Raw genomic sequence first — 13076 nt, forward strand, 5'->3', positions numbered from 1 at the left:
GTTTCTCATCTCTCATCGACCGGTGAAGCCGGGGGAGCGGCGTTCCCGGAACGCCGCCAGTCCTTCTTTGAAATCCGCAGTTCGGCAGGATAGTTCGAGATTGAACAGTTCCTGCATCATCGCCTGGTTCAGAGTGGCGTGCTGGTTCTGGTTGATGGCCTGCTTGGCCAGCCCGATCGCGACCGTCGGTCCCGATGCCAACCGGTCCAGGAGGGTGGCTGTGGTGGCGTCCAGGTCGGCGTCGTCGACGCTGCGATGAATCAGCCCCCACTGCGCGGCCGTTGCGCCGTCGACCTTCTCGCCGAGCAGCAGCATTTCCTTGGCGCGGGCCATCCCGACCAGCCGGGGCAGTAGCCACGTCGAACCGGAGTCGGGGCTGAAGCCGCGGTCCAGGAACGGCTCCCAGAACACGGCATCGGACGCGGCGACCGTGAAGTCGGCGGCCAGCGCCAGATTGGCGCCCATACCGGCGGCCCAACCGCGCACCGTGCACACCACCGGCAGTGCCACGGTGTGCACGAGCTCGATCACACGATGCGCGGTATGCGGGATGCGGCGGACCAGGTCGCCGGTGCGAGGGCGCCCCCCGCTGCTGTTCGAGCCCACCCAGTCCACTCCGGCGCAGAAGTCTGAACCAGCCCCACCGATGTGCACCGCCCGCAGGCTGTCGTCGCTGGCAGCGCTCACCAGCACGCTGTTGAGCGTGTCGATCATGCTGTGGCTGAGCGCATTACGTCGACCGGTCCGGTCCAGCACGATGTGCAGTATGGCGCCGTCCCGTGACGTCGATACGACACCATCGGCCGACTGGGCCTCGTCACCCACCGAAGAATCCGCCCTTCCGCGACTTTACGGATAGCCCAACAGTAGTGCTATCTTGTACAAGATAGCAAGGATGGCCTGACGAGGGGACCCATGGGCGACGGCGAGGACCAGCCGGTTCGGCCGGCGCAGGACCCGATGACGATGGCCGCCCGGCGTATTCGCCAGCCCCGCGTAGCCGAGATCGTCGCGTCCCGGCTGCGCGAGGACATCCTGTCGGGGCGGCTGCGGGAAGGCGATGTCCTGCCGTCGCAGGAGAGCTTGTTCACCGAGTTCGGCGTCAGCCCACCCGCGCTGCGGGAGGCGATCCACATCCTCGAGATCGACGGATTGGTGTCGGTGCGCCGCGGCAATGTGGGCGGAGCCGTCGTGCACCTGCCGTCGCCCGACCGAACCGCTCACATGATCAGCATGGTGTTGCAATCGCGTTCGTCGACCCCGGCCGACGTCAGCGGAGCGCTTATGCACCTCGAGCCGATCTGTGCAGGCATGTGCGCCGCGCGCGCGGATCGGATGACCGAGGTTGTACCCCATTTGCAGGCCGAGATCGAGCGCCAGGAGCTGCAATTCGAGGACACGGCGCAGTACGTTCCGAACGCCCGACGCTTCCACGAGGCGCTGGTCTCCCGATGTGGCAACGAGCCGATGATCCTGCTGATCGGGTCGCTGGAGCTGATCTGGTCGGCGCATGAGGCGTCGGTATGGAGTGACGAGCCAGACCCGATGCGGCACAAGACCATGCGGGCCGCGCTGCGCGACCACCGCAAGATGCTCGACGCGATTGCCGACGGCAACGCCGACCGCGCGGTCCGGCTGGCCCAGGACCACCTTGCCGCCGCGCGGCGGCACACCCTGGCCTTCGGTCGGGACAGAACCATCGAAGCCAAGCTCATTTCCAACGCAGACCCCAGGTGAGGAAGCGATATGACAGATGACGATCGGGTGTTGTTCGAGGTCGACCGCGACAAGCGGATTGCCACGATCACGCTGAACAACCCCGCGCAGCGCAATTCGTACGACGCCGCGATGCGGGAGACCGTCGCTCGTCACCTGGATGTCGTGGCCGAGGATGACGACATCACCGTCGTGTTGTTGCGCGGCGCTGAGGGAGTGTTCTCCACCGGCGCGAACATGAACAACGCCTACGGCTGGTATGGCGATGAGCGCTCGCGCGAAGAGCAGAGTGGTCGCGACAAAACCGAGGAGCAGGCCAAGCGCCGACCCAGCCAGCGGCGTCGACTGACGGTGGACCGCAAGTCATTCGGCTTCTATCACAACCTGATGGGCTTCCCGAAGGTCACTGTTGCGGAGATCAATGGGTACGCGCTCGGTGGCGGATTTGAGATGGCGCTGATGGCTGACATCTCAGTTGTCGCACGCGACACCAAGATCGGGATGCCGGCCACCCGATTCCTCGGGCCCGCGCTGGGCAGCCTGCACATGTTCTTCCACCGACTCGGCCCGGTGCTGGCCCGGCGAATGCTGCTGACCGGCGACATCATCACCGCGGGGGACGTCGAGCACCTCGGCGTCTTCACCGACACCTGCGATGCCGGGAAGGTGACGGCACGGGCACAGTACTGGGCGGAGAAGACGGCCAAGATGCCCGCCGACGGCGTCGTCATCGCCAAAGAAGCATTCCGCTTAGTTGAGCAGAGCCAGGCCTACCAGGGCGAAGAGGTGGCCAGCTACCTGTTCCATGCGTACGGCACCAACCTGCAGTTCTCGCCGGGGGAGTTCAACTTCGTCAAGACCCGGGCGCAGGTCGGAACCAAAGAGGCGTTCCGACTGCGAGACGAGCATTTCCACGTGCCCGAACCAGAGTGACGCGGACCACTTACCGTCAGCGCTACAGTTCCTGCTACTTTTGTAAAGTTGCCACTGCGTAACGTCTCAACGTCGAAGCGAGGTCGTCATGCCCGAACCAGTCATTGTTGGTGCCGTCCGGACCGCGATCGGTCGTTCCTTCAAGGGCACGCTGGTCAACACCCCGCCCGAAACGCTGATCACCGCGGTGCTGCCGGAGGTCATCCGCCGGTCCGGTGTCGACCCGGAGGAGATCGATGACCTGATTTTCGCCGAATCCCATTACGGTGGTGGCGATCTCGCGCGTTATGCCGCCGATGCGACCGGCCTCGAGCACGTGCCGGGCCAGTCCGTCAACCGGCACTGCGCGGGCAGCCTGACCGCGATCGGCAACGCGTCGGCACAGATCGGCTCCGGGATGGAGCGCGTGCTGATCGCCGGTGGCGTCCAGTCGCTGTCGATGACGCCCCTGACCAACTGGCGCATTCCTGGACCGGAGCTGAAGTTCGAGGAGCGGTGGATGCCGCCGACCCACGTCGAGACCCCGGACGCTCCGGCCAAGGACATGTCCATCACCGTCGGCTGGAACACCGCGCAGTCCTACGGCCTGACCCGCGAAGACATGGACGCCTGGGCTGCACGCTCGCACCAGCGCGCCGTCGCCGCTCAGGATGCCGGCAAGTTCCTCGATGAGATCCTGCCGCTGAAGATTCAGCAGTTCGACGGCTCGGTCGTGGACTTCAGCGTCGACGAGCATCCCCGCCGCGATACCACCGCCGAGAAGCTGGCCGGCCTGAAGGTGCTGCACCCGGAGATAGAGGGCTTCTCGATCACCGCGGGCAACGCAAGTGGCACCAACGACGCCTGCGCTGCGGTGGCGGTGGTCGACCGGGCCTACGCCGAGGCGCAGAAGCTGGACGTGATGGCGACCGTGAAGGCATGGGCTTCGGTGGGTGTTGCCCCGCGCGACACCGGCCTGGGCGGCGTCAAGGTCATCGGCAAGGTGCTCGGCAGGGCCGACCTCAAGCCGTCGGACGTGGCGCTGTGGGAGATCAACGAGGCCTTCGCCTCGGTGCCGATCGCGGCCTGTAAGGAGTACGGCATCGACGAGGAGCTGGTGAACTTCTCCGGCAGCGGCTGCAGCCTGGGGCACCCCATCGCGGCGTCCGGCGCCCGGATGATCACCACCCTGATCTACGAGCTGCGCCGTCGCGGCGGAGGCATCGGTGTGGCCGCGATGTGCGCCGGTGGCGGCCAGGGCGGCGCGGTCATCATCGAGGTCTAAAGGCCTCGCTTGCTGGGGCCTCCCGCTTTGCGGGGACTGCTCGCGGCGGGCTTCTTGCCCTCCTCGATCAGCGCGGCGGCATGGTCGAGGATGCACTCCAGGCCGAACTCGAAATTGCGCTCGTCGGTGCCGCCGATCCGGTGGCCCTCGGCGCTCACCTTGGCCAGCAGCGGCGTGCTGTCGGCGTTGCCGATGATCGTGTCCTCGAGCTGGTGGGCGTCTTCACCGGCGGCGGCGTTCTTTTCGTAAAGCCGGTGCAGCACGACCGAACCCCGCACATGCACGGAGACCGCGGAGTACGTGTCGAACGCGTCCTCGGCGGACAGGCCCGCCTCGACCAGGCTGGAGATCGCCTTCTCCACTTCCATCTCACCGGCGCGGACGGCCCGTGCGCTGAGCGCCGAGCGGATCAGGATCAGATCGCACAGGATCGGGTTGCCCATGAAGGTCTTGCGCATCGCGCGGGCATGGTTGGCCAGGGTCTCCCGCCAATCGGCGGCTTCGACATAGGGCGTGGCGAACACGTACTGGCTCAGCGCGCGGTCGGTCATCGCGTTGAGAAGGTCGTCCTTCTTGCGGAAGTACCAGTAGATACTGGTGACGCCGACACCGAGATGCTTGCCCAGCAGCGGCATGCTCAGGTTGTCGATCGACACCTGCTCGGCCAGTTCGAAGGCACCCGCGATGATGTCGTCGGGGTTGATCGACCCGCGCTCGCGCCGCGGGCGTTTGGTGGCGGTCGCTGGCTTGGCCACTGTAGGTCACCTTCCGTTTGAAGAACCGGTAGCGCGGAATCTACCTGGCGTTGCTCTGTGAACTGCGTCTCCGCTCGCGATCCGACCGGTCTCTACCCGCTACTGTAAAGCCTATAGTAGGTTTTACCGATACCAGCGAATCAAACACGGAGGAGCACCGGGTGTCGGACGCAGTGCTGCGCGAACGCCAAGGCCGGATTCTGGTCATCACGATCAATCGCCCCGAGGCGCGCAATGCGGTGAATCTTGCTGTGAGCCAAGGACTTGCGGATGCGGTCGACGAGCTCGACGACGACCCTGATCTGACCGTCGGCGTGGTCACCGGCGCGGGCGGAAACTTCTGCTCAGGGATGGATTTGAAGGCGTTCGCGGCCGGCGAGATCGTGGCGATCCCCGGGCGTGGCATCGGGTTTACTGAACGCCCGCCGCGTAAGCCGCTCATCGCGGCCGTCGAGGGCTACGCCGTGGCCGGCGGCACCGAGGTGGTGCTGGGCACCGACCTGGTGGTCGCGTCGAAGACCGCGAAGTTCGGCATCCCCGAGGTCAAGCGTGGTCTGGTCGCGGCCGGCGGTGGGTTGCTGCGCCTGCCGCAGCGCATCCCGTATCAGAAGGCGTTCGAGTTGGCGCTCACCGGCGAGACGTTCACCGCCGAGCAGGGCGAGGCATGGGGGTTCGTCAACGTCCTCACCGAACCCGGCGAAGCGCTGGCCGGCGCGGTCGAGCTGGCCGGGAAGATCAGCGCCAACGGCCCGCTTGCCGTCGCCGCCACCAAGGACGTACTGATCCAGTCCGCGGATTGGAGCCAGTCCGAAATGTGGAAGAAGCAGCTGGAACTCATCATCCCGGTCTTCTCCTCCAACGATGCGCGTGAAGGTGCCGTCGCGTTCGCCGAGAAGCGGGCGCCGAATTGGACGAACACGTAAGCCCTGCCGGCCGTGGATCTGGGACTCGGTGACGCCACCGCCGTCGTGGTCGGCGGTGGGCGCGGAATGGGATTGGCCGCCGCCCGGTGTCTGGCCGACGACGGCGCCCGCATCGCACTCGTCGGACGCACGGCCGCTCTGCTGGACGCGGCAGCCGACGAACTGATCGGGCGCGGCAGCCCGGACGCGGTCGGCCTGGTGGTCGACACTGGGGACGACTCGCAGGTGCAGCGGGTCTTCGCCCAGATCGGCCAGCGGTGGGGTGGCGAGCTCAACATCCTCATCAACGCCGTCGGGCCAAGTGTGCAAGGCACTTTCGACGATCTGACCGATGATCAATGGCGCACCGCCATCGACGAGGGCGCGATGGGGATGGTGCGCTGCGTGCGCGCGGCACTGCCCCTGCTGCGGGCCGCGGAGTGGGCGCGCATCGTCAACTTCTCCGCCCAGTCCACGCAACGGCAGAGCCAGCGGTTGGCGGCCTACACCGCGGCCAAGGCGATGGTCACCAGTGTCTCCAAGAATCTGTCGCTATCGCTGGCCCCCGACGAGATCCTGGTCAACGTCGTCTCTCCGGGCAGCATCGCTTCCGAGGCGCTCACCGGCTGGGCCGAGTCTGTCGGCGTCGACGGATCCGACCCCTACGCGCTGATGGCCGCGATCGACGCACACTTCGGGCACCCCGCTCACCTGCCGCGGGCCGGGCTGCCCGAGGAGATCGGCCCGGTCGTCGCTTTCCTTGCCTCCAAACGCAATTCGTATATGACCGGCGCCAACATCAACGTCGACGGCGGCAGCGATTTCACCTGAGCTTGAAACCAAGGAGCGGTGATGGCGACAACACGCGACGCCCGGGAGTGGGCGCGAACGCAACTGCGTGGGATCGGCAACAGCCTTTACACGCCGTTCGCCGGAACCGACGGCGACGAGATCGACTGGGACGCCTACCGGACGCTGGTGAGGTACTGCGTCGGTGAGCTGAAGCACCCGATGCTGTGGTGCACCAGCGGCATCGCCGAATTCTGGTCGCTGACTCTTGCTGAGCGAAAGCGGTTGCTGGAGATCGCAATCGAGGAGGGCCGGCGCATCGACCCCGATGTCGTCATCCAGGCCTGCACCGCGGCGACGGCCGCCAAGGACTGCCTGGAACTCACCCGGCACGCCCAGGAAGCCGGCGCCGACATCGCCTACATCCAGACCCCGATGATGGAGACCCACGGGGGAGCGGGCGTTCTACGGTTCTTCAGATACATCGCCGATCGCACCGATATCGCACTCGGCATGTTCAACTCCCCGTCGTCGGGATACGTGCTGACACCAGCGGAGGGGGCGCGCATCTACGCCGAAATCCCCGCCGTGTGCGCGACGAAGGAGGGCGCGTTCCGTCCGGGGAACAGCAGGCTGCTACACGAGCTGGCGCCCGGCCTGGTGATCTGGGAATGCGATCTCACGGTGTACCGCGCGGGCTGGTTGCGAGCCGGCATCGTCGGCCCCGCGCAATTGGGCACCGCGGGCTACCTGCACGAGACCCCGCAGCAGCCGATCATCTCCGAATATTGGGAGCTGGTCTGGGCCGACAAGCTCATCGAGGCGATGGACTACGCGCAGAAGTCCGGGCTGGACCAGTTCGGCATCGACATGGGTTCGTGGTTCACCTGCTATCCGGGCCGCCCGGACTACTTCACCCACTGGGGTGGGGCCTTCAAATACGCCGCGTCGCTGCTCGGACTTCCGATCGGCGACTATCCGCATTCGCGCCCGCCGCAGACCGAGTTGCCCGACGCTGGAAAGACCCAGATTCAGCAGGCCTACCAGCGTCTCGGCCTCGTCGCGGGTTAATTGCGGAAGGTGATACCGATAGGTGTACAGTATGGACAAATCCGCATGCTGGCGCGCCATTTCCGGGAGGTACGCGTAGGTGACCGACACCCAAGCTGATGTCACCGCCAATTCCGCTGCGGCCCAGCCTGTTCTCTACGAGGTCCTCGACAACGGCGTCGCGGTCTTGACGTTCAACCGGCCGGAGCGGATGAACGGGTGGGGCGGCGGGCTGGCCGCAGGCTTCTACGCGGGTATGGATGCCGCCGAAGCCGACGCGGGAGTCCGCGCGATCGTGGTCACCGGTTCGGGGCGCGCGTTCTGCGCCGGAGCCGATATGGGCGACCTCTCGTCGATCAGCTCGGCCAGCGTCGACAGCGACGGTGAGACCGACATCAGCAAGATGGTCGGGGAGCGCCATCCGCTGTTCGTCACGACCGTCAGTAAGCCCGTCATCGCCGCGATCAACGGCGCCTGCGCCGGCATCGGACTCACGCAGGCATTGATGTGCGACATCCGGTTCGCCGCGGCCGGAGCCAAGTTCACCACCTCGTTCGCCCGTCGCGGCCTGATCGCCGAATACGGCATCTCGTGGATCCTGCCGAAGGTCGTCGGCTGGGGAGCGGCACTGGATCTGCTGATGAGCGGGCGGGTGTTCTACGCCGAGGAGGCATTCGAACTCGGCATGGTCAAAGAAGTCGTCGCACCGGACCAATTGCTGGACCGCACAATCGAATACGCCGCAGACATCGCCGCCAATTGCGCACCCAGCTCACTGGCCGTCATCAAGCGGCAGGTGTACGGCGACGCGCTGCGCGAGGCGGCCGACGCCAGCCGGCGGGCGGAGACCCTCATGCACGAGTCCATGCAACGCCCCGATTTCATCGAGGGCATCACCGCGTTCTTCGAGAAGCGGCCCCCGAACTTCCCGCCCCTGACGTGAGCTGAGAGGACGACACCGATGACTTTGGATTACAGAGCGATTGACGTCGACAACCACTACTACGAGCCGACCGACTCGTTCACCCGGCATCTGCCCAAGGAGTTCAAGCGCCGTGGCGTGCAGATGCTCACCGAGGGTAAGCGCACGTTCGCCGTCATGGGTGGCGTCATCAACCAGTTCATCCCCAACCCGACGTTCGACCCGATCATCGAGCCGGGCTGTCTGGACCTGTTGTTCCGTGGCGAGATTCCCGACGGCGTCGATCCGGCGTCGCTGATGAAGGTCGACAGGCTCGCCGATCATCCCGAGTACCAGAACCGCGACGCGCGGGTGAAGATCCTGGACAAGCAGAACCTCGAAACCGTCTTCATGCTGCCGACATTCGCGTGCGGTGTCGAGGAGGCGCTCAAGCGCGACATCGAGGCGACGATGGCTTCGGTGCATGCGTTCAACCTGTGGCTCGACGAGGACTGGGGTTTCGACCGGCCCGACCACCGGTTCTTTTCGGCGCCGATCATCTCGCTGGCCGACCCGGACGCGGCGGTGGCCGAGGTCGACTTCGTGTTGAGCCGGGGCGCCAAGATCGTCTGCGTGCGGCCGGCGCCGGTGCCGGGGCGGGTGAAGCCGCGATCTTTGGGTGACCCGGTACACGACCCGGTGTGGGCCCGCCTGGCTGAGGCCGGTGTGCCGGTGATCTTCCACCTCTCCGACAGCGGCTACCTGGCGATATCGGCGCTGTGGGGCGGCACCGGAACGTTCGAGGGCTTCGGGAAGCGTGATCCGCTCGACAGCGTCTTGATGGACGACCGTGCCATCCACGACTCGATGGCGTCGATGATCGTGCACCAGGTCTTCACCCGGCACCCGAACCTGAAGGTGGCCAGCATCGAGAACGGCTCGTACTTCGTCTATCGCCTGATCAAGCGGCTGAAGAAATCCGCCAACAACGCGCCCTACCACTACAAGGAAGACCCGGTCGAGCAGCTCAAGAACAACGTCTGGATCGCCCCGTACTACGAGGACGATGTGAAGCTGCTCGCCGACACCATCGGTGTCGACAAGATCCTGTTCGGATCGGACTGGCCACACGGCGAGGGACTGGCCGACCCGATGTCGTTCACTGCCGACATTCCCCAGTTCCCCGAGTTCAGCGCCACTGACACCCGAAAAGTCATGCGGGACAACGCGTTGGACCTGCTGGGCCTCTCGGTGTCGTCGGCGGCCTGAGCGATGCCCGAATGGACGATCGGCGCCGTGCTCGACGCCATCGCCGAAGTCATTCCAGACCGGCCGATGACGATCTGCGGGGACCGCGTCAACACGTTCGCCGATTCGGCCGACCGGACGCGCCGGCTGGCGAACTTCCTGGCCGGCAAGGGTTTCGGGGCACACCGCGAGCGCGACGAGCTCCGCAACTGGGAGTGCGGCCAGGACCGGGTCGCGCTGATCATGCACAACGACCTGTATCCCGACATGGTCATCGGGTGTCTCAAGGCGCGCGTGGTGCCGGTCAACGTCAACCACCACTACACGCCACGCGAGGTCGCCGAGCTGCTCGACTACGTCAAACCCCGCGGAGTGATCTATCACCGGTCGCTGGGCGCCAAGTTCGCCGACGTGTTGCCGCCGGAGAGCGCCGAGCTGCTGATCTCGATCGACGATGGCAGTGGTGCGACAGACCTATCTGGCGCGATCGATCTGGACGATGCTCTGGCACAGGATGATCAGGATGGCGACATCACCCCGTCGCCGGACGACGTGCTGATGATCTGCACCGGCGGCACGACCGGCCGGCCCAAAGGGGTCATGTGGCGCCAGGCCGACACCTATGCCATCTCGATGAACGGCGCCGACCACGAGTCGGTCACCGAAATCCACGACAGGCTCGGATCCCCCGGCGCGCCCTGGTTTGCCGTGTCGCCGCTGATGCACGCCGCCGGCATGTGGACGGCATTTGCCGCGGTGCTCAACGGCCAGACTGTCGTGCTCTACGACTCACCGAAATTCGACCCGCAGCGGGTGCTCGCCACCGCGCAGCGGCAGAAGGTCGGCATGATGACGATGGTCGGAGACGCCTATGCCGCCCCGCTTGTCGAGGAGTTGCAGCGCGGAGACTACGACTTGTCTTCGTTGTTTGCGTTGGCGACCGGGGGAGCGGCAACCAATCCCAAGCATCAGCACGCGCTGCTGGAGCTGCTGCCCAACATCATCCTGATCAACGGGTACGGGTCGTCGGAGACCGGCAACGTCGGTTTCGGCCGCAGCAGCCGCGGCGACCACAAGGACACCTTCGAATTGCGCGAGGGTGCACTGGTTCTGGCCGAGGACTACAGCAGATTCCTGGGCGCCGGTGAGGATCAGGTCGGGTGGGTGGCCCGTGCCGGACGGATCCCGCTCGGCTACTTCGACGACGCGGATGCCACGCAGAAGACGTTCCCCGTGGTCGACGGTGAGCGCGTGGTGATCTCCGGTGATCGCGGCTCGCTGGCGCCGGACGGAACGCTGCGGCTGTTCGGCCGCGACTCCCTGGTGGTGAACACCGGTGGCGAGAAGGTTTTCGTCGAAGAGGTGGAGGAAGTGCTGCGTGCCCACCCTGGTGTCGCCGACGCGGTGGTGGTGGGGCGGCCCAGCGAGCGGTGGGGGTCTGAAGTTGTAGCGATCGTTGCCTTCGATCCCCTGCATGATGACGTGGTGCACGACGCGCTACGTGAGCACTGCACCGCGCAGCTGGCCCGGTACAAAGCACCGAAGGAGTTCATCGTCGTCGAACAGGTCAAGCGCCTCGGTAATGGCAAGGCCGACTACCGCTGGGCCAAAGAAACTGCCGCCGGCAAGGTTTCGCTGTCATGACCCGCAACGTGATTGACGGTCTGGTCAACGTCCACTTCGGCGAAACCGAACAGCAACCCACCTGGATGCTGAAGGTCCGCGACGACTACTTCAAGGGGCCCAAGTCGATGTTCGCCCCGGTGGACATGGGTGAGCTGCTCGACGAGATGGACGCTCAGGGTGTGCAGAAAGCCGTCCTGATGGACAACATCGTCAAGCCGCACGTCACCGCGCGGAAGTTCGCGCAAGCGCGCCCCGACCGGTTCGCACTGGCGATGGGCGGCATGAACCTGCTCAAACCGATTCCGACGCTACGCGAGCTGACCGCGATCGTCGCCGACCTGCCCGTCGTGTATGCCGCTGTGGGACCGAGCTTCTGGGGCGACGCGCAGTACCCGCCGAGTGACGCCGTGTACTATCCGCTCTACACCAAGTGCGCCGAGCTGGACCTGCCGCTGTGCCTCAACACCGGACTGCCCGGCCCACCGATTCCCGGCGAGGTGCAGAATCCGATCCATCTGGACCGGGTGTGTGTGCGGTTCCCCGAGCTGAGGTTGTGCATGATCCACGGTGCCGACCCGTGGTGGGATGTCGCGATCCGGTTGATGATCAAGTACGAGAACCTGCGGATGATGACGTCGGCGTGGTCACCGAAGCGGTTGCCGGACAGCCTGCTCCACTACATGCGCACCCGTGGGCCGAACAAGGTGATGTTCGCCTCGGACTGGCCGGTACTCAAGATGGCGCGCGTCGTGCCGGAAGCCGAGGCGCTGGACCTGCCGTCTGATGTCCTCGACAACTACCTCTACAACAACGCCAACGATTTCTTCTTCAGGGAGCGCTGAATGGACCGCTACGAACTGCGCAGGCTCGACTACAGCCTCACCGAGGACCACAAGGATCTGCAGAACGCCTATCGGCAGTTCTTCAAGACCCATAGCCCGATCGACACGGTGCGGGCCGCCGAGGCGACCGGCTTCGACAAGAGCCTGTGGGAACGCCTGTGCGCCATGGGCGCAACCACGATGGGGATCCCGGAGTCCGCGGGCGGCGACGGTGCCACGCTGGTGGACCTGACCCTGGTCGCCGAGGAGCTGGGCCGCTCGCTTGCGCCGGTGCCGTGGATCGACCACGTGTCCGCTGCCCGACTGCTTGCCGAGCTGGGGGCGCTGACCGAGGAAATCATGAGCGGCAGCCAGATCGTCGGGCTGGACGCATCCCTGGACAGCGTGTCGGGTGTGCGGTTGATCCCGACGGGGTCGATCGCCGATCACATCATCGTCCGCGACGGCGACGATGTGGTGCTTCTATCGTTCGGTACCCGGCCGGCCAAGGTGGACAACATTGGCAGGCTGCCGATGGCCTGGGTCGATCCCGCGGCCGCGGACAGCCGCACGGTGTTGGGCAGCGGAGCAGACGCGCTCGCCAAATATGACCGCGCACTGGATGAGTGGCGGTTGTTGACGGCGTCGGCGTTGGTCGGCCTGGTCGAGGAAACCATGATGATCGCTGCCGAGTTCGCCAAGTCCCGCTACACGCTCGGTGTCCCCATCTCCACGCTGCAGGCGATCTCGCACCCGTTGGCCAACATGGTGATCACCGTCGAGGGCGGCCGCAATCTCTCCCGGCGGGCCGCATGGTTCCTCGACAACGAGCCCGATGCGCGCCCCGAGCTGGCCCCGTCGGCATTTGTGTTCATGGCGGACGAAGCGTCCAAAGCGGCGACAATGGCCGTGCACATCCAGGGCGGTCTCGGGGTGTCGTCGGAGGCCGCCGCGACTGCTTACCTGGTGCGCGCACGCGGTTGGCCGCTTGCCGCAGGTGATCCCGGTGCCAGCGCCAAGAAGATCGCCCACATCCTCGCTGACCGCGAAACCGCCTAGGACACAAGCGCA

13 protein-coding genes are annotated in these 13076 nt (G+C 65.8%); 11 read left to right on the plus strand and 2 right to left on the minus strand.

The features are described 5' to 3' along the window. Positions 1-12: 12 nt before the first annotated feature. Positions 13-825 carry an enoyl-CoA hydratase/isomerase family protein gene (locus tag HPC46_RS20050; protein ID WP_179473096.1) on the minus strand — a complete coding sequence of 271 codons (813 nt, stop codon included), beginning with the start codon at positions 823-825 and terminating at the stop codon, positions 13-15. Positions 826-966: 141 nt separating this feature from the next. Between HPC46_RS20050 and HPC46_RS20055 the strand changes: the two genes are divergently transcribed. The 3 genes from HPC46_RS20055 (at position 967) to HPC46_RS20065 (ending at position 3913) form a co-directional block, all read left to right on the plus strand. Further along, positions 967-1737: a FadR/GntR family transcriptional regulator gene (locus HPC46_RS20055; RefSeq protein ID WP_179473224.1), complete on the plus strand. Its 771-nt coding sequence runs from the start codon at positions 967-969 to the stop codon at positions 1735-1737. Between the two features lie 9 nt (positions 1738-1746). Then, on the plus strand, positions 1747-2649 hold the full coding sequence (locus HPC46_RS20060) for an enoyl-CoA hydratase/isomerase family protein (RefSeq protein ID WP_179473098.1): 903 nt from the start codon (positions 1747-1749) through the stop codon (positions 2647-2649). An 88-nt stretch (positions 2650-2737) separates the two neighbouring features. Beyond that, positions 2738-3913: a thiolase family protein gene (locus tag HPC46_RS20065; protein WP_179473100.1), complete on the plus strand. Its 1176-nt coding sequence runs from the start codon at positions 2738-2740 to the stop codon at positions 3911-3913. On the opposite strand, the gene HPC46_RS20070 is transcribed toward HPC46_RS20065, so the two are convergent. Continuing rightward, a complete protein-coding gene (locus tag HPC46_RS20070; RefSeq protein ID WP_179473102.1) occupies positions 3910-4668 on the minus strand; it encodes a TetR/AcrR family transcriptional regulator in 759 nt (252 codons plus the stop codon). The genes HPC46_RS20065 and HPC46_RS20070 overlap by 4 nt on opposite strands. Before the next feature lie 161 nt (positions 4669-4829). On the opposite strand from HPC46_RS20070, the gene HPC46_RS20075 reads away from it, so the two are divergent. The 8 genes from HPC46_RS20075 to HPC46_RS20110 all read left to right on the plus strand — a co-directional run bounded on the left by HPC46_RS20075 (position 4830) and on the right by HPC46_RS20110 (position 13064). Further along, entirely contained in the window at positions 4830-5591 is a 762-nt protein-coding gene (locus tag HPC46_RS20075) for a crotonase/enoyl-CoA hydratase family protein (RefSeq protein WP_179473104.1), read from the plus strand. Positions 5592-5603: 12 nt separating this feature from the next. Continuing rightward, positions 5604-6401, plus strand: a complete 798-nt coding sequence (locus HPC46_RS20080) for an SDR family NAD(P)-dependent oxidoreductase (protein ID WP_179473106.1) — start codon at positions 5604-5606, stop codon at positions 6399-6401. A 21-nt stretch (positions 6402-6422) separates the two neighbouring features. Further along, complete coding sequence (locus tag HPC46_RS20085; protein WP_179473108.1) at positions 6423-7430, plus strand: dihydrodipicolinate synthase family protein; 1008 nt, start codon at positions 6423-6425, stop codon at positions 7428-7430. A gap of 79 nt (positions 7431-7509) precedes the next feature. Next, positions 7510-8352: an enoyl-CoA hydratase gene (locus tag HPC46_RS20090; protein WP_179473110.1), complete on the plus strand. Its 843-nt coding sequence runs from the start codon at positions 7510-7512 to the stop codon at positions 8350-8352. A gap of 18 nt (positions 8353-8370) precedes the next feature. Then, entirely contained in the window at positions 8371-9579 is a 1209-nt protein-coding gene (locus HPC46_RS20095) for an amidohydrolase family protein (RefSeq protein ID WP_179473112.1), read from the plus strand. A 3-nt stretch (positions 9580-9582) separates the two neighbouring features. Further along, on the plus strand, positions 9583-11202 hold the full coding sequence (locus tag HPC46_RS20100; RefSeq protein ID WP_179473114.1) for an acyl-CoA synthetase: 1620 nt from the start codon (positions 9583-9585) through the stop codon (positions 11200-11202). Beyond that, complete coding sequence (locus tag HPC46_RS20105) at positions 11199-12026, plus strand: amidohydrolase family protein (protein WP_179473116.1); 828 nt, start codon at positions 11199-11201, stop codon at positions 12024-12026. The genes HPC46_RS20100 and HPC46_RS20105 overlap by 4 nt, the downstream gene beginning before the upstream one ends. Next, a complete protein-coding gene (locus tag HPC46_RS20110; protein ID WP_179473118.1) occupies positions 12027-13064 on the plus strand; it encodes an acyl-CoA dehydrogenase family protein in 1038 nt (345 codons plus the stop codon). The last annotated feature ends 12 nt before the right edge of the window (positions 13065-13076 follow it).

Origin of the sequence: Mycolicibacterium vinylchloridicum, from assembly GCF_013404075.1 — a bacterium.
Classification (GTDB): domain Bacteria; phylum Actinomycetota; class Actinomycetes; order Mycobacteriales; family Mycobacteriaceae; genus Mycobacterium; species Mycobacterium vinylchloridicum.